Annotated in this window: 15 protein-coding genes, 1 pseudogene and 1 riboswitch; of the genes and pseudogenes, 7 read left to right on the top strand and 9 right to left on the bottom strand. The window is 41.0% G+C overall.

Going from position 1 to position 16,816, the window contains the following annotated elements; translation table 11 throughout:
* Positions 1-158: 158 nt before the first annotated feature.
* Both HUK49_RS02625 and HUK49_RS02620 read left to right on the top strand, forming a co-directional pair.
* The gene (locus HUK49_RS02625) at positions 159-1,172 is read left to right on the top strand and encodes a lipoate--protein ligase (RefSeq protein ID WP_191912548.1); all 1,014 of its coding nucleotides are present in this window, start codon (positions 159-161) and stop codon (positions 1,170-1,172) included.
* A gap of 98 nt (positions 1,173-1,270) precedes the next feature.
* Positions 1,271-1,735 carry a hypothetical protein gene (locus HUK49_RS02620; RefSeq protein WP_191912547.1) on the top strand — a complete coding sequence of 155 codons (465 nt, stop codon included), beginning with the start codon at positions 1,271-1,273 and terminating at the stop codon, positions 1,733-1,735.
* 459 nt (positions 1,736-2,194) lie between these two features.
* Here HUK49_RS02620 and HUK49_RS02615 read toward each other — a convergent pair.
* From HUK49_RS02615 to HUK49_RS02605, 3 genes and pseudogenes are all read right to left on the bottom strand, one after another.
* Positions 2,195-3,360 (bottom strand): annotated as a pseudogene (locus HUK49_RS02615) (MFS transporter).
* A gap of 147 nt (positions 3,361-3,507) precedes the next feature.
* Positions 3,508-4,365: an SAM-dependent methyltransferase gene (locus HUK49_RS02610; protein WP_191912546.1), complete on the bottom strand. Its 858-nt coding sequence runs from the start codon at positions 4,363-4,365 to the stop codon at positions 3,508-3,510.
* 9 nt (positions 4,366-4,374) lie between these two features.
* Entirely contained in the window at positions 4,375-4,788 is a 414-nt protein-coding gene (locus tag HUK49_RS02605) for a helix-turn-helix domain-containing protein (RefSeq protein ID WP_102168395.1), read from the bottom strand.
* A gap of 116 nt (positions 4,789-4,904) precedes the next feature.
* Here HUK49_RS02605 and HUK49_RS02600 point away from each other — a divergent pair, with 116 nt between their 5' ends.
* Positions 4,905-5,885 carry an alpha/beta hydrolase gene (locus tag HUK49_RS02600; protein WP_191912545.1) on the top strand — a complete coding sequence of 327 codons (981 nt, stop codon included), beginning with the start codon at positions 4,905-4,907 and terminating at the stop codon, positions 5,883-5,885.
* Positions 5,886-6,266: 381 nt separating this feature from the next.
* Positions 6,267-6,626, top strand: coding sequence for a DUF1304 domain-containing protein (locus HUK49_RS02595; protein ID WP_206705593.1), 360 nt, complete (start codon positions 6,267-6,269; stop codon positions 6,624-6,626).
* A gap of 198 nt (positions 6,627-6,824) precedes the next feature.
* On the opposite strand, the gene HUK49_RS02590 is transcribed toward HUK49_RS02595, so the two are convergent.
* The 6 genes from HUK49_RS02590 to HUK49_RS02565 all read right to left on the bottom strand — a co-directional run bounded on the left by HUK49_RS02590 (position 6,825) and on the right by HUK49_RS02565 (position 12,977).
* On the bottom strand, positions 6,825-8,795 hold the full coding sequence (locus HUK49_RS02590; RefSeq protein ID WP_191912544.1) for a cation:proton antiporter: 1,971 nt from the start codon (positions 8,793-8,795) through the stop codon (positions 6,825-6,827).
* 34 nt (positions 8,796-8,829) lie between these two features.
* Positions 8,830-9,171 (bottom strand): DUF4870 domain-containing protein, encoded by a 342-nt coding sequence (locus tag HUK49_RS02585; RefSeq protein ID WP_148444510.1) that lies wholly within the window; start codon positions 9,169-9,171, stop codon positions 8,830-8,832.
* A gap of 41 nt (positions 9,172-9,212) precedes the next feature.
* Positions 9,213-9,869 carry an energy-coupling factor transporter transmembrane component T gene (locus HUK49_RS02580; protein ID WP_191912543.1) on the bottom strand — a complete coding sequence of 219 codons (657 nt, stop codon included), beginning with the start codon at positions 9,867-9,869 and terminating at the stop codon, positions 9,213-9,215.
* Positions 9,853-11,253 carry an ABC transporter ATP-binding protein gene (locus HUK49_RS02575; protein WP_191912542.1) on the bottom strand — a complete coding sequence of 467 codons (1,401 nt, stop codon included), beginning with the start codon at positions 11,251-11,253 and terminating at the stop codon, positions 9,853-9,855. The genes HUK49_RS02580 and HUK49_RS02575 overlap by 17 nt, the downstream gene beginning before the upstream one ends.
* A gap of 5 nt (positions 11,254-11,258) precedes the next feature.
* Positions 11,259-11,816 carry an ECF transporter S component gene (locus HUK49_RS02570; RefSeq protein WP_191912541.1) on the bottom strand — a complete coding sequence of 186 codons (558 nt, stop codon included), beginning with the start codon at positions 11,814-11,816 and terminating at the stop codon, positions 11,259-11,261.
* Between the two features lie 64 nt (positions 11,817-11,880).
* A riboswitch (TPP riboswitch) is annotated at positions 11,881-11,968 on the bottom strand.
* 52 nt (positions 11,969-12,020) lie between these two features.
* Complete coding sequence (locus tag HUK49_RS02565; protein WP_191912540.1) at positions 12,021-12,977, bottom strand: nucleoside hydrolase; 957 nt, start codon at positions 12,975-12,977, stop codon at positions 12,021-12,023.
* Between the two features lie 124 nt (positions 12,978-13,101).
* On the opposite strand from HUK49_RS02565, the gene HUK49_RS02560 reads away from it, so the two are divergent.
* From HUK49_RS02560 to HUK49_RS02550, 3 genes are all read left to right on the top strand, one after another.
* A complete protein-coding gene (locus tag HUK49_RS02560) occupies positions 13,102-14,094 on the top strand; it encodes an NAD(P)/FAD-dependent oxidoreductase (protein ID WP_191912539.1) in 993 nt (330 codons plus the stop codon).
* Between the two features lie 669 nt (positions 14,095-14,763).
* Positions 14,764-15,414: a L,D-transpeptidase gene (locus tag HUK49_RS02555; protein WP_191912538.1), complete on the top strand. Its 651-nt coding sequence runs from the start codon at positions 14,764-14,766 to the stop codon at positions 15,412-15,414.
* Positions 15,415-15,437: 23 nt separating this feature from the next.
* Complete coding sequence (locus tag HUK49_RS02550; protein ID WP_191912537.1) at positions 15,438-16,673, top strand: D-alanyl-D-alanine carboxypeptidase family protein; 1,236 nt, start codon at positions 15,438-15,440, stop codon at positions 16,671-16,673.
* Positions 16,674-16,816: the final 143 nt, after the last annotated feature.

The raw sequence follows: 16,816 nt of genomic DNA, 5'->3' as shown, positions 1-16,816 counted from the left end.
CTTAAATCGCAGTTAATAAAAATATAATTTTAGTAAAATTAATTTCCATGATTGAAAACGGTTGCAAATAGGACTAAACTTTAAAAGTAGATTAAAGGACAATTTACCGAATTTAGTCTAATAATAGTTAGAATCTTCACAAAGGAGTTGCAATTAATATGCGATATGTTTCAATGACTTCCCACAATATTGGGATGAACTTGGCAACCGAACAGTATTTGATGAATGATAAGGATTTTGGTCGGGAACCATTAGTGCTTTTTTACTATGAAGACCCATGCATCATTGTTGGACGAAACCAGAATACTCTTGAAGAAATCAACCAAGATTACGTTAAGGAGCATAATATTCGGGTAACCCGGCGACTTTCCGGTGGTGGTGCTGTTTACCAAGATCTCGGCAATCTCTGCTTTAGTTTTGTTGTCCCAAGCGATAGTGAAGAATTCGGTGACTTTAAGTCCTTTACCCAACCAATTGTTGATGTTTTGCATAAAATGGGGGCAACGACTGCAGAAGTTAGTGGCCGGAATGATATCTTAGTTGATGGTAAGAAGTTTTCTGGTAATGCAATGTATTCACGGAATGGCAAGACATTCTCACATGGTACATTGATGTTAAATGTTGATCTGAGCGTTGTCGCGGATGCCCTCCATGTTGCTAAGGATAAGATCGCATCAAAGGGAATTAAGTCAGTTCGGTCACGGGTTACTAACTTACGTCCATTCCTTGATAAGGAATATCAGGACATTGATGTGCCAACCTTCCGTGATGACTTGATTAAGGGACTCTTCCACGTGGATAGCTTAGATGAGATTAAGGATAAGCAATACGTGGTTACTCCAGAAGATCAAAAGGAAATTGATAAGATTTATGAACAGTACTATAACAACTGGGACTGGGTCTACGGCAAGTCTCCTGAATTTACCATTAAACGGCGGAAGCACTTTGACATGGGGACAATCGATGCCCGGTTTGATGTTAAAGATGGTGTGATTAAGAATGTAAAGTTCTATGGTGACTTCTTTGGTCCACAAGATATTAATGAATTAGCGGCCAAGCTTCAGGGAGTTAAGTATGACCATGACGCGATTGCAAAGGTTTTAAATGAAAATGGTACCCAGCAATACATTACAGGAATTCCAACGGATCAAATTGCGGATCTATTGGCTTGATTGAGCTTTACTGTGATCTTTAGTAAAATGTGGTTGATTGATCATTTCCGGATGGTGGATTAACCACATTTTTTTGATCCGGTAAGGAGAGACGGAATATGAAATTAACAGTTGCAGATTATTTAGATCAGGTTGTTGGAAACAAGGTACTTATTACTGAAAATGAGACAACCGCGTCAAAGGTTCAACAAAAAACAATGTTAAAGAAAGCAATCGAGACAGTGATTGAAGCACTGGATACAGGACATTTAGGAAAGTATCAAATCACTATTAGAGTCAAGAAAGGTGATCCAGTGGTTTTTCATCTGGATACCAACCTGATCAATATTCCAATGGCAGAAGCTGAACGGCTAGACGGTAAGCTTTTGGATAAGGAGATTAGTTACCCGGTAAATCTCTATATGGTAATGGAGAGCAAAGATGTAAATAAGTCTGGGCTACGGATCGATGAGTTAGCTAACGAAACTGACTTGGCAGGAAACATTGATCCCCTTGTTGAACGGCTTCAAGAGTGGCTTGCTGAGCATCTTGCCGATGTGATGGAAGCACGAGCAGAGGCATAAGACTTGCGCAAATAGCTCATTCGTGTTAGACTATTCTTTGCGATGAGTCGAGAGGTCTGGTAGCAACCCAAATAGCTACCATAAGACATTTCGAATGTGGGGCACAAAACTCACCGGATTGTGAGGTGCCCGGAAATAGTCGGAGTGGACACTGGCTGGTTTCCTGAGATAGTATCAATACACGGAGCGGGCCTAGAGTTGTTAATGCAGCTCTAGGTCCGCTTTTTCTTTTTCCTAATTGCTAGCTTTCTTTGCTGAAAGGGCTTACAATAATAATGAGGGGTGATCGAAATGAGAGAATGGTATTTCTTTGGTTACTTTGTTTTGTTCGTTCTTCTGTTATTCGCATATTGTACGTTTATCCACTAAAAAATATTTTAATATTTAATAATAGAAAGAAGCTGACGAATCCTTTGGTTTTCGTCAGCTTCTTTCTATTATTAAAATGAATGTTGATCTTTAAAAACGCATTCCAGTATATTTCTTACTTAGAACTAAGACGAGGATTGTTGCGGCAAGGCCATAAACCGCACCGACGTAGCCTAAGTTGCGCATCGGCAAAAGGCCACGGCTTGGGAAGCGGTGAATGATCCAAGAGAAATCCCGATGTTAGCGAAGATTGAGTTAAGGGATGAGGCAAGATCTAATGACTGCGGATACTCTTTTTCAGCAATGTCAAGGAACATTAGCTGGGTTGAGGAACCATAGGAGGAGAAGGCAACACAAAGCAATGCAACGATGATAATAGCAACCCACTTGAATGAAAGTAATGGTCCAAAGAGGAGGTAGAGGATCGTCATTGCAATGTAAATTCCGCCTAACCGATGAATCCCGCCATTATCAGCAATGTAGCCACCAAACTTATTTCCGATGATAAAGAAGATCCCCATACCGAACAGCAACCAGTTTAGCCAGGTGTTACTAAAGCCCATTTCATTAGTGATTAATGGCCGGATATAAGTATAGATAGTGTAATCAGCGGCACAGACCGTAACGATAAAGATAACCCCAAGGAGGACCCGTGTATCTTTTAAGAGAGTGAATTGCTTGCTTAAAGTACTTTTGAATTGTGGTGTGTCTTTTGGAACCAGCCAAATTAAGGAAACAAAGACAAAAATCGTTAGGCCAGAAATCATCCAGAAACTGTCGTGCCACGAGAAAGTAGTACTGATTACCGTACCGATTGGAATTCCAATAACGGAGGCGATACTAAAGCCGGCAAAAACCCAGGAAACCAGACTAGCCCGCTTTTCTCGTGGAGCTACAAAGCTAGCCATTACTAACACGATTGAAATAATTGCTCCGGCAACGGTAGCTGTTAGTACCCGTGAGAAGAGCATTGAAATAAAGTTGCTAGCAAGGGCGGTCCAGGTGTTACCGATAAAAAATACCACCATTAAGACGAGCAAAACATGGTGTCGTCGCCAGCGATTCGCGAGTGATGTAATAATTGGGGTGAAAATAGCATAAACAAGTGCAAAGACAGTTACGAGCAGTCCAAGCGTTGATAATGAATCGTGGTACTGGTGTGCAATATCGGGAAGGACACCAACGATCATGTATTCATTACACCCGAGCATAAACGCAACAAACACGAATAAAATTGATTGGAGACGGTATTTCATTGTATGCAACCCTTACTGATCGACAGAATGCCGGACAGTTTTCCTTTCTTTAAAAATTCCAAACTTGCAATATTGTATCGAATAATAACTTGAATTACTAGGGAATACACAAAAAAAGACCCGCCACTAAAAGTTTGCGGTCTTTAGTTACTTTGCGAGGTAAATTTGCTCGTCAATTAAATCGAATGAATGAAGTTGCCGGTTAACCCTTTGCAAAGCTTCATCCTGGCTTAATTGGGCACTATCCCAGAAGGTCTTTGAATTAGTTGCACCATTCTTCTCACCGATTACGAGAAGGTTAATTTCTGGATAATCTTTTCTGAGAAGTTGGAGAACTTCCCAATCGGTCTCCTGCTTATCTGGTGCCCAAGACATAATGACGAATTTAACCTGATTACCATATTTTTTAATTGCCTCGATGGCATCTAACTTTTCAATTTGGGTGACAGGGTGTTTACCGGTCTCATTCTCCTTTGTCCAGGCTTGACTATCAGTAGTAAAGATCTTTTCCGTAGGGTTATTATTCCGGATTCCCTTAGAGATATAGCCGTTTCCAGCCATAATTTCGAGAACTGGTTCACCATTTAAGTATTCCGCTAATGCCTTGGCAAAGGGAGCATTGACGTATGACCACATGCCATAAGTATCTTCAAGGTAGTCACGGAAATTGCGAAGAGCTTTATCGAGCTTAGGCAGGGCTGCTGAATATTTATCCCATAAAGCGTCACCCTGAGGATCGCCCTTTGGGTAATGCTGGTTAACGTACGTAAATACTTGATCTTGAATGTCATCAGGAAGAAGAAGGTGGGGTAGTGGTTGTGGTAAGAGACCGTTTTTAAGTAAGCGGTCACTTTCTAAGGCGTTATTAATTAAGAATTTAACTTCCGGAAAGGGATCAAATAAGTCACGATATTGAGTAAGTTCTTCAATATATTTGGGCTGTTGAAGAATTTTCTGGGCCTTTTTAACGCGCTTCTTAAGCTTCTTTAATTGCTTTGGATTCATAATAACTCCTCACTTTAGCTTTAGATTAAGCTGTTCTTGTTTGCCATAGAATTTGTCAGTATCAAGACGGTTATTCCGTCCCTTTAAATAACCATCGATCAGCTGGAAAATTTCGTAACGATCGTCGCTACCAATATCAGTTTGGTTAAAGGTCAAATTGCGAGCGGAAATTAATAGTTTAGCAAGGTCAAAGTCATCTCGATCTGACTTTCCGGTAAGGTAGTCAAGACTGACATCAAAAAACTCGGCAAGCTTGCGGGCTTCAATGTAAGATGGCGTCCGGATTCCCCGTTCCCAGTTACCGATCTGTGAAGCGGTATTTGGCTTTTCGTTGGGGCCGAGGTTTTGGTTGAGGTGTTCAGCTAATTCTTTTAATGTGATCTTTTGCCCTTTACGTAAGGCACGTAATCTTTCTGGAAACATCAAGTCACTCCCTTTAATACTAACCTTTATTTTAACATTGGAAGCCACGTTTCGTGGAAAAATGTGCAATTAAAAATATTCTGTGATAAAATCATGAACGTTAATAAAAATGCAACATGGGGTTAATTATTTTGAGTTCACAAAAAAAGAAACAAAAGCATTGGGTACGTCGCGGGATAGTCACGGTATTAGTAGTACTTGGAATTACGCTTTTCGGTGCAGGATCTTATTTTTTCCACGTTGGAATGGTTCCGGGGCATAAGTCATTCGTTAATAATAACCAGCGAATCGAAAAAAGTGATCCGCTATATGACCAGAAGATGTGGTTTAAACATGCTAAAAAACAGCAATGGACAATGAAATCTGCCACTAAGGATTACCGGTTGGTTGCTGATTATATTCCTGCGAGTCATCACACAACTAAGAACGTGGTAATTCTTCATGGCTTTATGGGAAATAAAGAAAAAATGGGCGAGTATGCGGCGCTGTTTCACCGGATGGGGTACAACGTTTTGATGCCGGATGCTCGTGCACATGGTCAAAGTCAGGGGAAATATATTGGCTATGGCTGGCCGGAACGTTATGATGTCCGTAAGTGGACGCAAAAACTGATTACCCATAATGGTCAAAATAGCCAAGTTGTAATTTATGGGGTTAGCATGGGTGGAGCCACGACGATGATGACAAGTGGGATTCACATGCCGAAACAGGTGAAGGCCTATGTTGAAGATTGTGGATACAGTAGCCTTAATGATGAGCTTAACTATGAAGCTGGCAACTTATATAACATTCCAACACCAATTCGTTGGCCATTAATTAAAACTCTTAGCTTAATTAATCGAGTTCGTAACGGCTTCTTTACAGGTGAGGCCAGTTCCGTTAATAGTCTGCACCATAATCATTTGCCAATGCTCTTCATCCATGGGAGTAACGATCATTTTGTCCCAACCGACATGGTGTATGCCAACTATCGGGCTACTCAAGGACCTAAGCAATTATGGATTGTTAACGGTGCCTCCCACGCTTCTTCCTTCGCCCACGCTCCCCAATCCTACCGCCACCATCTTGAGAAATTTTTGGGAAGGTATGTAAGATAGAGTGCCTTCGCTCCAAAGAGTTTCCGGAAAGCTAGCGATTTCTCCTGACGAAGGCGACTTGCGTCTAGGAAGGAGGTCGCTAGCTCTAGGAAACTCGGGCGAAGCACGTTTAAAGTAGAGTGTGAAGCCGTTAAAAACTTCCGGTGGCTAACGATTTCTCCACCGAACGGCGGTAAGCCGTCGGAGGTGGAGGTCGTTAGCTCGAGGAAGTTTAGGCTGAGCACGTTTGGTCTATGTTGCAGTAGGAGCTACCTAGCCAGAAGTTGCGGTCACGGCGAACACGTTTTGACTCTGTGACAGTAGAACTTCATCTAGGTGGAAGCTCATTTCAACAATGTTATAATTAACCGTTAAAGCAAAAACGGATAGGAGAATCAAAAATTGGGAATTGCATTTGAAATCGTTACAATCTTAATTGGAATTGAACATCTGGGAATTATGGTACTGGAAATGTTTGCCAGTCCTGCCAAACAGGCTAAAGCGTTTGACATGGAAGAATCTTTTCTCCGGCAAAAGGCTGCGAGAATTTCAATGGCTAATCAGGGAATCTACAACGGGATGCTTGGAGCGTTATTAATTATTAGTCAGTTTATCTTCCCGGGGATAACGGCGATCATGGTAGGACGCTTATTACTTATTTTCGTTGCAGTCGTTGGGTTATACGGTGCCTTAACCGCTACAAAGAAAATTTGGTTATTCCAATTTATTCCAGCGATAATTGGATTGATTTTATCACTTTAAATAACTGAGAGGCTGAGAAAAAACAAAACGTTTTTTCTCAGCCTCTCGCTATTACCGATAATTTCCAATAAATTTAATCGCGGAAATCAAGCAGAGCCCTAGTGTCTAGTTACGAACGGAGAACGGTTCTAATCGAACCAACCTCCGTTCTCGACTAGCCATACGGACTCTTAAAAAGCTTGATTTCCAGCTTCATTTTTATTCCATTGATTGGACCATTACAAGTTCATCAGTTGAAATTTGTTCATTAAGCGCGTTCGCAAGTGATTGGGAGAATTTACCGTCAACGAGACATTGTTGAACATACGAGTGCTCTAACTGAAACGCTTCGACAAAGAGAGCGTTTATTCTATCGGCATCAACTCGTGAATCACGGTTGAAGAAGTGCGATCGTTGAAGGTAAGCTCGACGAATCATTGTAATTTCATTGACGTTTTTAGGGGTTTGAATTGTATCAAGGTATTTATTAACACGTTGGTTAAGAAGGTTGAAAACTTCTTTAAATGATAAAAACTGGTCAGGATGAAGTTGGTGCTGTTCAAGCTGACGACGATGTTGCGCTTGGACTTTACCGTTACGGTGCCGGATAATTCGCCACTTAATTCGGTGAATAACAGTGGAAATAAAGGACATGAAAGTATGATTTCCAGTGTTATAAATTGAACGAGCGACAATTCGGGAATACCATTCTGCTTGGCGTTCAGAGATTTTTTCCTCTTCAGCAAGTTGTTCGATGACTTCTAGTTCTAATTGGTGAGATTTACGAGCAATTTTCTCGAAAACATCTGTATTGATATGATGATACTGGGTCATTTGGCTACTTAACTGATCCATAATGATCGCTTTTTCAGCTCGATCTTCAGTATTTGATTTTAGTTCATTAATTGCATATTGAACTGTTTTTACTAGGGCACTATGAAATTCTGCTGCACTGTAATCATTGGCTTTTCGTGGAAGAATTATTGGAAAGGCAATCGCACCAACAATGATACTGGTTAGAATTACTAATGCCGAGATGAGGATAATTGAGTTCCGGAAAGCAAATTGATGACCGCTAACAATAATCGGTAGGGAGAACGCTAAAGAAAGTGTAATGGTACCGTGAACGCCCCCTAGAGCAAGCAACCAACTATCACGGTTAAGCTCTTCCTTTGGTGAATGGAGGTTAACTAACCGCCAGCGAGCCCAAGCATACCGAAGAATTAACATTATTAGGAAGAGCACTACAGAGAGACTAATTAGTTTTAAGAGGTTAGCGGGTGTTGTTCGACCAATTACTTGAGGAATTAATAATCCCAAGAGGACAAAGACAATTCCGTTTAATGCATCACTAATAATTGACCAGATTGTTTTTGTTGCCATTTGGACCTTAGCGGAAGTTAAACGTAATCGGTCATAGAGAATACTATGAACAACCCCTGCGGAGACAACCGCTAAAATCCCGGAAAAGTGACATTCTTCAGCTAACCAGTAGATAACAACTGGCGTCATAACGTTAATCGGGATCACAATTGAACCGATATCAACGTGCCGACTCATTAATTTCATCCGCAGAGTAATCAAAAGGTTACCCAAGATTGCCCCGAAGATGATTCCACCGAAGAAAATGTAAGAGAAGTACCAGATCCCGTGAGCAAGTGAAAAAGTCCCAGAGGTAAAAGCAGCAAGCGCGAGATCCAACAGAACGATTCCTGAAGCATCGTTAAAGAGAGACTCAACCTCCAAAGTCGTATTAACATTTTCAGGCATCATTACGTTAGTGGTTAACGACTTGACAGCAACAGCATCGGTTGGCGTAATAATTGCCGCTAGCATAAAGGCAAGCGGCAGAGTAAACAGCTTGGGGAAAGCTAAGTGAAGAGTTGCCCCGATAATAATTACAGCAACAAGCGCAAAGCCGACACTTAGCGACAGGATATTTCTAACGTTTTTTGATAAAACTCTGAAAGACTGATTTTGACCGTCATTAAACATTAATGGAGCAATAACCGCCATCATGAATAACTCTGGATGCATTGTAAAGTCAGTGGCGGTGGTTGGCAGGGATGCCATTAAAATCCCGGCTACGATCTGATAAATTGATAGTGGGATTTTCGGATAAATTAGGTGAATGATATTAGCGATGACAACGGCAGTCAGTAATAGAAAGATTGTAAAAATCGTGTTCATTTACTTACTCAGCTCCTTCTAAAAGACTGCTAAACTATTCACGACCAAGAAGAACTTTCACTGCCATTGCAATATTGTAAATATAGAGGATTAACGCAATTAACAGTGCAAAGGTTAAGAGGATCCCACTGAATGCACCTAGGTTGGTAATTATTGAATGCCAAGCTGCTACGCTAATGAAGAGGAAGCAGAAGATAATGTACAGTAATGGGAAAATCTGCGTCCAAAACGCTAACTTAGCCTGGTGTTTAACCCAGGGATTATCGCTTCCAGCAACAATCCAGACAATTAGCGGAAAAATTACCGGAAGAAAAAGAATACTGAGGTACGAAAGAGCCCCAATGATTCGTTTTGATAAACTAATATCGTTATTCATAATGAAAAAATCTCCAATCATTTTTCTTCATTATGCCTGATCTATTGCGGGAGTGCAATTAGCAGAACTTGAAGAATAGTGATACTAACGATGAAAATCACCCAATCAGACCAAAAAATAGGGATTTGGACAGTGTGAGTCCGTGGCTGTCCTTCACGGAAACCGTGAGTCTCCATTGCCTGAGCCAGTTGGTCCGACCACCTAATAGCTGAAAGAATTGCTTTGAAATAAAGGGTTGGTGACCACCAGTGAAGGTTTATCCCGCGCATTCTTCCAGCAACCCTAATTGAAATGACGGTTTGCTTAATCCGCGGCAAAATATTTAATGCTGCTAAAGTACCATAGGCAAACTTACTGGGGAGATGACAGTTCTGTTCTAATGATCGCGCTAGGGCAAGAGTTGAGGTTGTAAAAGTCATTACCCCACCAGCAAAAACATAAACGTAAAAACGGCTTACCATACTCCATCCAGTAAGCCAACTATGCCCTGGACCATATCCACCAATAGTGATCAGAACTGCAATTCCAGGAATTAAAGGAATTAGCATTAGCCACATAAAGCGACGCCATGTTAGGTGGTGAAAAAGAAGAACGAGCAAAAGACAGACGATCAAAATTAGGTTTACATAAAGCTGATTTGTAAAGCTAATCTCAAGTGAAATGAGGAGAAGGAGGAGAAGTTTAATACTGGGATTCATTTTGTGATCCTCCTTGGTATGAAAGCTGCTGATTAGTAAGGTTAAGGTGATAATCAACTACGCCAGCTAAGTAATCCAATTGGTGACTCACAATTAGCAACGTTTGTGGAAAGGATTGCTTACTTTGTTCAATAAGTGCCAGTAATTTTTGTAATGATTGATGATCGAGACCAGTAAAGGGCTCATCCATTAGCAGAACTTCCTGTCCCATTATCAACATGACAAGGTTTTGAATGAGTTTTCGTTGACCGCCACTCAGGGAATAAATAACTCTTTGACTAATGTCGGGTAAACCGACCATTGCTAAAAGTTCTTTTACCGTCTTTTGAGTTAGAAACGGATTATGACCATTCTTGAGGCTTAACATTAATTCTTCACCGACAGTAACGTTTAAGAATTGCTGATTAGTTTCTTGGAAGATTAGACCGACTTTGGAATAATATTTCCCGGGGAATATTTTTTGAATATTTCGCTTCTTATATGTTATTTTTCCCTGGTAAGAAGTTAGCTTAGCGATTGATTTGAGGAGAGTTGATTTTCCCGCACCACTAGGACCAGTTAATAAGGTGATTTTGTTCTGAATGATATTTAAACTGGTGGGCCTAATAAGGGAAGTTTGATTACGGCTTACAGCATAATCTTTTAATTCCATAACGATATTAGCAGTTAGCGGCGGAACCTTAGTGGTGAGCCTGTTCCTATGTTGGTGATTAGCATTTTCTAAAAGCATCAAACTATCATGGTGTGACAGTAGGGTGACTTTAGAATTGTGAAACTGAACAACAAGCTGACTAAACTTTTGGTAATTATGGAGATCGTGATCGCTGATAATGATCGTTGTGCCATTTTCATTTTGTAGTTGGGTTAACTTTTGAAGGAGAAACTGTCGGTTAGCTTCATCAATACTTGAAAAAGGTTCGTCTAGTAGAATGATCTCCGCCTTCATAGCAATTGTAATTGCCAACGCAACTCGCTGTAATTGACCGCCAGAAAGGGTAGTTAGTTTTTGCTGGGCAAGTTTTTCTAAGCCGACAAAGGTTAGGGCACTCTTTACCTGCTTATTGATTTCTTCGTGGGGAACTTGAAGATTCTCTAGGGTAAACTCTAATTCATGTTGCGGGGTATCCATCGTGAACTGCATCGCTGGATCTTGAAAGAGCATGCCAACTCGCTGCCCGCTAGGAATGGCAACTTTTCCTGAACAGCTGCCACCATATTTTGGAAGCAAGCCAGCGATCAACTTCAGCAGGGTTGTTTTTCCACTGCCAACGGACCCGCTAAAGATGATTGAAGTATGAAGTGGCAATTCAAGGGAGACGTCATTAAGGATCGGCTGGCCGTCCTCATATGAAAATGTCAGGTGTTGAATAGCGATTGATTCCATTTATTTTACCTCGGAAGAACGTGACTTCTGTTTAACAGGTTAACGATGAGCTTAACAAGGACGCCGGTGAAGAAAAACATTGATAACCAGCGAACAATTAACATCACGATTAACATTGAAAATGGAAAATGGCTGTAACCATTGCGGAACCAGTCCCAGGCAAATGTCAGAATCGTGGTAGTGGTTGCGGAGAGGAGTAAGGTCACCCAATTGTATATTTTATAAAGCGTTAAGGTAAAACCGAGTTCAGTCCCGATCCCTTGAACCAGCCCTGAGAGCAGAGTGGTCACACCCCATTGATCACCGAGGAGCATCTCCACAACGGCACTAAGAAATTCACCGAGAAATGAGGCACCAGGAAGACGGAGCATAAAACCAGCTAACGGACCAGCCATACACCAAATACCTAATGTAATATCGTTAGCCATTGGTCCATAGCCAAAGGGAGTCAGGGCAATTGTTAAGCCGTTGTAGAGCAGACCAGTTGCTAAGTAGATTACTCCAAAAACGATCCCGATGATTGCTAAGAGAATAATGTCCTTTAAGTGAAATTGATGAAACATAATAATTCCTTTCTTGGGGAAAGAAAAAGAACCGTGACAAAAAATGCCATGGTTCCTTAAATGGTCGATTAAAAACGCGCTTCCCTCGCTAGCATTATCTAGACAGGTTCAATGGGTCTAATCTCAGCCAAGTGGCACCCCAGACATATAATTTTCTTTTATTATTACCATTATACAACAAAAATGGGTTCTTCGACAGTTAATTTAGTGATTAGCAAAAAGATTAGTCAGGTGGTTCATAAAGACGGGAACAAATCGTTCTTGGTTAACGTTAATTGCCACCTTAACATTTGGGTGGGGTTCATTCAGCCGTGTTTTATCCCCGATTGTTCGGGCATAGTTATGCTTATTGGTAATAACCTTCATTGGCAGGGCAAGGGTGGTTACAAATGATGGGTCAATTGCCACGCCAACTGCCAATGGATCATGAATTGCACAGCCACGCTTATCAATTCCTAACCGGTAATAGGCATCAATGTAGAAGTCGGTAAGATCAGCATAAGCAATTCCAGCCCGTGTTCCCAAATTGTGCCACTGCTGAGTTTCTTTTTTAGTGAGGAGGGTCCGTAAAGTAACGTCAAGGCCGACCATTGTAATTGGTAATGGACTGGTAAAAACCTCGTTAGCTGCTTCGGCGTCTTGATTGATATTCGCCTCGGCAACATCGCTAACGTTTCCTTCGACCGTTAGCGCACCACCCATTAAAGTAACATTACCGATTAATTGGCTAATCTGTGGATCCCGATGTAGTGCAGCAGCAAGATTTGTCAATGGGCCGGTCGGAACGATAATGAGATCTTTGCTGTACTGGTGGGCCGCCTCAATGATAAAGTCGACACCATCTTTTGCTTGAACTTGATGGCGCGGTTCGGAGAGTGAAATATCACCAATTCCATTGCTTCCGTGGATCTCCTTGCTGACTTGCATGACATTGAAATGATCAGTAGTACTTGAATGGCTAAGGCCCTTAAAAACAGGAACATCTTGGCCGAGCAATTCAAGAAGCTGTAATGAATTTTTAGCGGTTTGTTCTAGTAAGTTATTACCATAAGAAGCAACAACCCCAATTAAGTCAATCTGTGGGTCAGCAATTGCATACGCAAGAGCTAACGCATCATCGACCCCGGTATCTAGGTCCAAGATCATTTTTTTAGTGGCCATGATATTTTCCTCCATTTAGCTAGTTATTTATTTCAATAATAGCTAAATGATGAAGACCCCGCAATTTTAATTTTAGTAAAAATCAATTACAATAAGAAAAAAGAACAGAGAGGAGCCATTACGAATGGCAAAGATGTATGACATTACAATTATTGGTGGCGGTCCCGCAGGAATGTTTGCGGCCTTTTATTGTGGACTCCATGAATTAAACGCCCAATTGATTGAAAGTTTGCCCCAACTTGGCGGTCAAGTTAATGCTCTTTATCCGGAAAAACAAATCTGGGACGTTGCGGGACTTCCGGGAGTTACGGGACATGAACTAGTAAGTCAGCTTCAAAAGCAACTTGCTGTGGCTCCGGTTGACCAGTTTACAGGTGAGACTGTTGAGGACGTTGTAAAGGAAGCAGATGGAACGTTTACAGTTAAGAGTGCTGATCGCATTTCGCATTCCCGGGCAATTGTGATTGCATTAGGAAACGGTGCATTTAAGCCCCGAAAATTAGCTCTTGATGGAGCAGATGAAATTGAAGGACACCAGCTTCACTACTTTGTTACTCACCGCGATGACTTTGCTAATAAACGAGTAGCTGTCCTAGGAGGCGGGAATTCAGCAATTGACATTGCTTTAATGCTTGAACCCGTAGCTAAGCAGGTTTCGTTAGTTCACCGTCGGGATCAGTTTCGGGGGATGGAACATTCTGTTTCGCTCTTAAAGAAGTCAAGTGTGGATCTGGTTACACCATTTTTGCCAAAGGAACTTCAAGTGGAAGATGATCGATCCGTTACGTTGAAACTAAAGAAGATGCGGAGCGATGAAATAACAAGTTTGAACGTTGATCGGCTTGTGGTTAACTATGGTTTTACGTCCAATAATGCGGCACTTGATCAATGGTCGCTTGATTTAGCCGCAGAACGAAACTTGATTAAGGTTGATTCAACGATGCAAACAAATATTGAAAATGTTTATGCGATTGGGGATGGGATTACCTATCCTGGAAAGACTGCACTTATTGCAACTGCTTTTGGCGAAGCGCCGACTGCAATTACTGCCCTTGCTAAGAAACTTTACCCGAATAAGCGGCTGGCAACGCACAGTTCATCAATGAAAATTGGTTAATTCCAGCGATTAGGCATAAGTGCAGAAGATAGTGAAAAAAGCAAAGAGGATGGAAAAAAACGTCAAGTTTTTTCTCATCCTCTATCCATATTTAGCGCTCTCCGAACCTATAGAGTCTAATTGCGGGAATTAAGCAGAGCCCTAGTGTCTAGTTACGAACGGAGAACGGTTCTAATCGAACCTCGACTAGCCATACGGACTCTTAAGAAGCTTGGTTCCCAGCTTCCTCAATTTTAGGGTCGCTAAAATAGATCAAAAAATAATTTAAAAAGGTAACAGATGTTGAGAATAATCCAAAATTTAAAGAAGATCCCCCATGTGATAATCGCTAATTGAAAATGACACAGATCATAGATGATTACGAGAGAAATAAAGAGGATGTTTCCTCGCAGAATATCCTTTGACCATTTGTGGGTGACAATGTATGTCCAAAGATTGCTAAAAAGACTATTAATACTTTGCATAGGGCTGATCTCCAATTAAATTAAGTTAGCACAAATCACTGCAACGATAAAAAAGAAAATTGCGGTAAGATAGCTAATTTTCAAATTTTGACGCATTTTGTTACCTCGTATTATTCATTAAAAAGACGATTGATTATCTAATAGTCTATAATATAATAGAAATGATTTTATTGGTAGTTGAATTAAAAGGGGTAAGGTAAAATCAATGAAAAAAAGTAGATACGTTATTTATGCGTTATTCTGCCTACTTATTGCTATTTTTGGTGTTCATTCCAGCCTGAAAACTAGTGCAAATGATCAGGGGAGTACGGCAGCTACTACCGTTACAAAAACAGTTGCACAAAAGTCGGCAGCATCTTCTAATTCTAGCAGTCAGATGCGGACACCAATTGATTGGCAAAAGTCTTCTGAAACAAAGGCATATCCTGATTTGAGCAAGGTTAAGCACTTGTGGATTAAGGTCAATTTAAGGACTAACCGCACGTATTTATATGATGGTAATCACGTGATCTACACTATGTATTCAACTGGTGGGATTTATAAAAAAGATCCTAAAACAGGTAAAATGAAAAGTATGACACCAACGGGTACTTTTTATGTTCAACAGGAACGGGGAAATAGTTTTTATAACGCGCGATTAAAGGAAGGCGCTAACTACTATACTTCCTGGTTAAACCATGGAGAATATTTATTCCACAGTGTTCCAACAAATGCAGACGGGTCATATAATAAAAAGGAAGCTGCTAAGTTAGGAAAGTCCACAGGCTCACATGGCTGTATTCGGTTGTCAGTGGCAGACGCTAAATGGATGGAAGAGAATTTACCAGTGGGGACAAAAGTTGAAATAGTTGGTTAAAGGCAACTGATTGGAGAATAAAAATGAAAAAGGTTATTGCTTTTCTTTCGACATTGTTACTGATGATTTGTTGTGTGGTTGCTAGACCACAAACAGCATCTGCTGCTCAGGTGATCGATAGTCGATCCGCAATTATGATCGATGCTGATACGGGGCAGATTATTTATCAACAAAATAGTGAGGAAAAGCTGCCGATTGCTTCAATTAGTAAGCTATTAACGGTAAGTGTGATTGAAGATGAGATTAATTATCACCAGCTTACGTGGAATACCAAAGTAAAGATTAGTAAAAAGATCGCTGATGTTTCTAACGATTCAAACTATTCTGCAATTGGGTTGCAAGCTGGACAATCATACACGGTTCGTGAGCTTTTTAATGCAACTCTGATTAAATCTGCTGATGGGGCGGCCTTGGCATTAGCAACCGCTGATGGAAGCACCATTAAACAGTTTAACGAAAAAATGCAGAAGAAGGCTCGGCAAATAGGAATTACCGATGCCACGATTGTTAATCCAGTTGGGTTGAAGAATGGTGACCTGAAAGGATTAAAGCAAGCGGGAATCAGTAATAACGCTGAAAATTCGATGACTGCACGGGATGTTGCTTTACTGTCGCAGTACTTGGTTAAACACTACCCAAGTGTTCTAAAAGTTACAAGTCAACCTAAAGCTCAGTTTACAATTGCCAAGGGGAAGACAAAGGAAGTTGAAAACCTGAATAAGATGCTTCCTGGTGGTAAATATACCGTTGAGGGTGTGCAAATTGATGGTCTAAAGACCGGGACTTCTGATGCTGCGGGAGCTTGTTTTGCTAGTACAGGAATTTACCAGGGACATCGACTAATTACTGTTGTTCTTCATGCTAACGGTAAGGATAAGGATGCTCGATTTACGCAAACGCAGAAATTGTATCAGTACTTTATTCAAAATGCTCACCAACAAGTGCTAACACTGAATAAAAAGCAATCACAAAAGCGGGTTTCTAATGGTACTAAACGGATGCTAACCGTTGGACCACATTCATTTACGGTATGGCAGATGCAAAAGACTGCCCAGTATACTATTCAGCCTCGTTATTACAAGCACTTAACTAACCATAAAGCAAGGTTGAAGGCACCAGTTAAGAAGGGTGAACGACTTGGAACTATCGCAGTTACTGGCTCTGACATCAGAACCGTTGATAATAAGCCTCTCGCTATTCCGTTACAGAGTACCGAAACAATCAACCGCGGAAACCTTTGGCAGAGAATTTGGAATTAATTAGAGTGTAAGCCGCGACGAATTAGCCACCGAGTACTAGGAAGTTCAGTCGATGATTGGAAGACAATCGAGACTGGACTAATTAGACGGAGGTGGCGGTCGTTATCTTGAGGGAGCTTAGGCTGAACACTTTTTGGCTATGA

Source organism: Limosilactobacillus portuensis, from assembly GCF_014838735.1.
Classification (GTDB): domain Bacteria; phylum Bacillota; class Bacilli; order Lactobacillales; family Lactobacillaceae; genus Limosilactobacillus; species Limosilactobacillus portuensis.
The sequence above is the reverse complement of the archived record's forward strand: the minus strand, read 5'-3'. Positions and strand labels throughout refer to the sequence as shown.

Bases quoted from the DNA above. Each gene is read 5' to 3' on its own strand.
- HUK49_RS02625 (WP_191912548.1), top strand. From the start codon at position 159: ATGCGATATGTTTCAATGACTTCCCACAATATTGGGATGAACTTGGCA.
- HUK49_RS02620 (WP_191912547.1), top strand. From the start codon at position 1,271: ATGAAATTAACAGTTGCAGATTATTTAGATCAGGTTGTTGGAAACAAG.
- HUK49_RS02610 (WP_191912546.1), bottom strand. From the start codon at position 4,365: ATGAATCCAAAGCAATTAAAGAAGCTTAAGAAGCGCGTTAAAAAGGCC.
- HUK49_RS02605 (WP_102168395.1), bottom strand. From the start codon at position 4,788: ATGTTTCCAGAAAGATTACGTGCCTTACGTAAAGGGCAAAAGATCACA.
- HUK49_RS02600 (WP_191912545.1), top strand. From the start codon at position 4,905: ATGGGGTTAATTATTTTGAGTTCACAAAAAAAGAAACAAAAGCATTGG.
- HUK49_RS02590 (WP_191912544.1), bottom strand. From the start codon at position 8,795: ATGAACACGATTTTTACAATCTTTCTATTACTGACTGCCGTTGTCATC.
- HUK49_RS02585 (WP_148444510.1), bottom strand. From the start codon at position 9,171: ATGAATAACGATATTAGTTTATCAAAACGAATCATTGGGGCTCTTTCG.
- HUK49_RS02580 (WP_191912543.1), bottom strand. From the start codon at position 9,869: ATGAATCCCAGTATTAAACTTCTCCTCCTTCTCCTCATTTCACTTGAG.
- HUK49_RS02575 (WP_191912542.1), bottom strand. From the start codon at position 11,253: ATGGAATCAATCGCTATTCAACACCTGACATTTTCATATGAGGACGGC.
- HUK49_RS02570 (WP_191912541.1), bottom strand. From the start codon at position 11,816: ATGTTTCATCAATTTCACTTAAAGGACATTATTCTCTTAGCAATCATC.
- HUK49_RS02565 (WP_191912540.1), bottom strand. From the start codon at position 12,977: ATGGCCACTAAAAAAATGATCTTGGACCTAGATACCGGGGTCGATGAT.
- HUK49_RS02560 (WP_191912539.1), top strand. From the start codon at position 13,102: ATGGCAAAGATGTATGACATTACAATTATTGGTGGCGGTCCCGCAGGA.
- HUK49_RS02555 (WP_191912538.1), top strand. From the start codon at position 14,764: ATGAAAAAAAGTAGATACGTTATTTATGCGTTATTCTGCCTACTTATT.
- HUK49_RS02550 (WP_191912537.1), top strand. From the start codon at position 15,438: ATGAAAAAGGTTATTGCTTTTCTTTCGACATTGTTACTGATGATTTGT.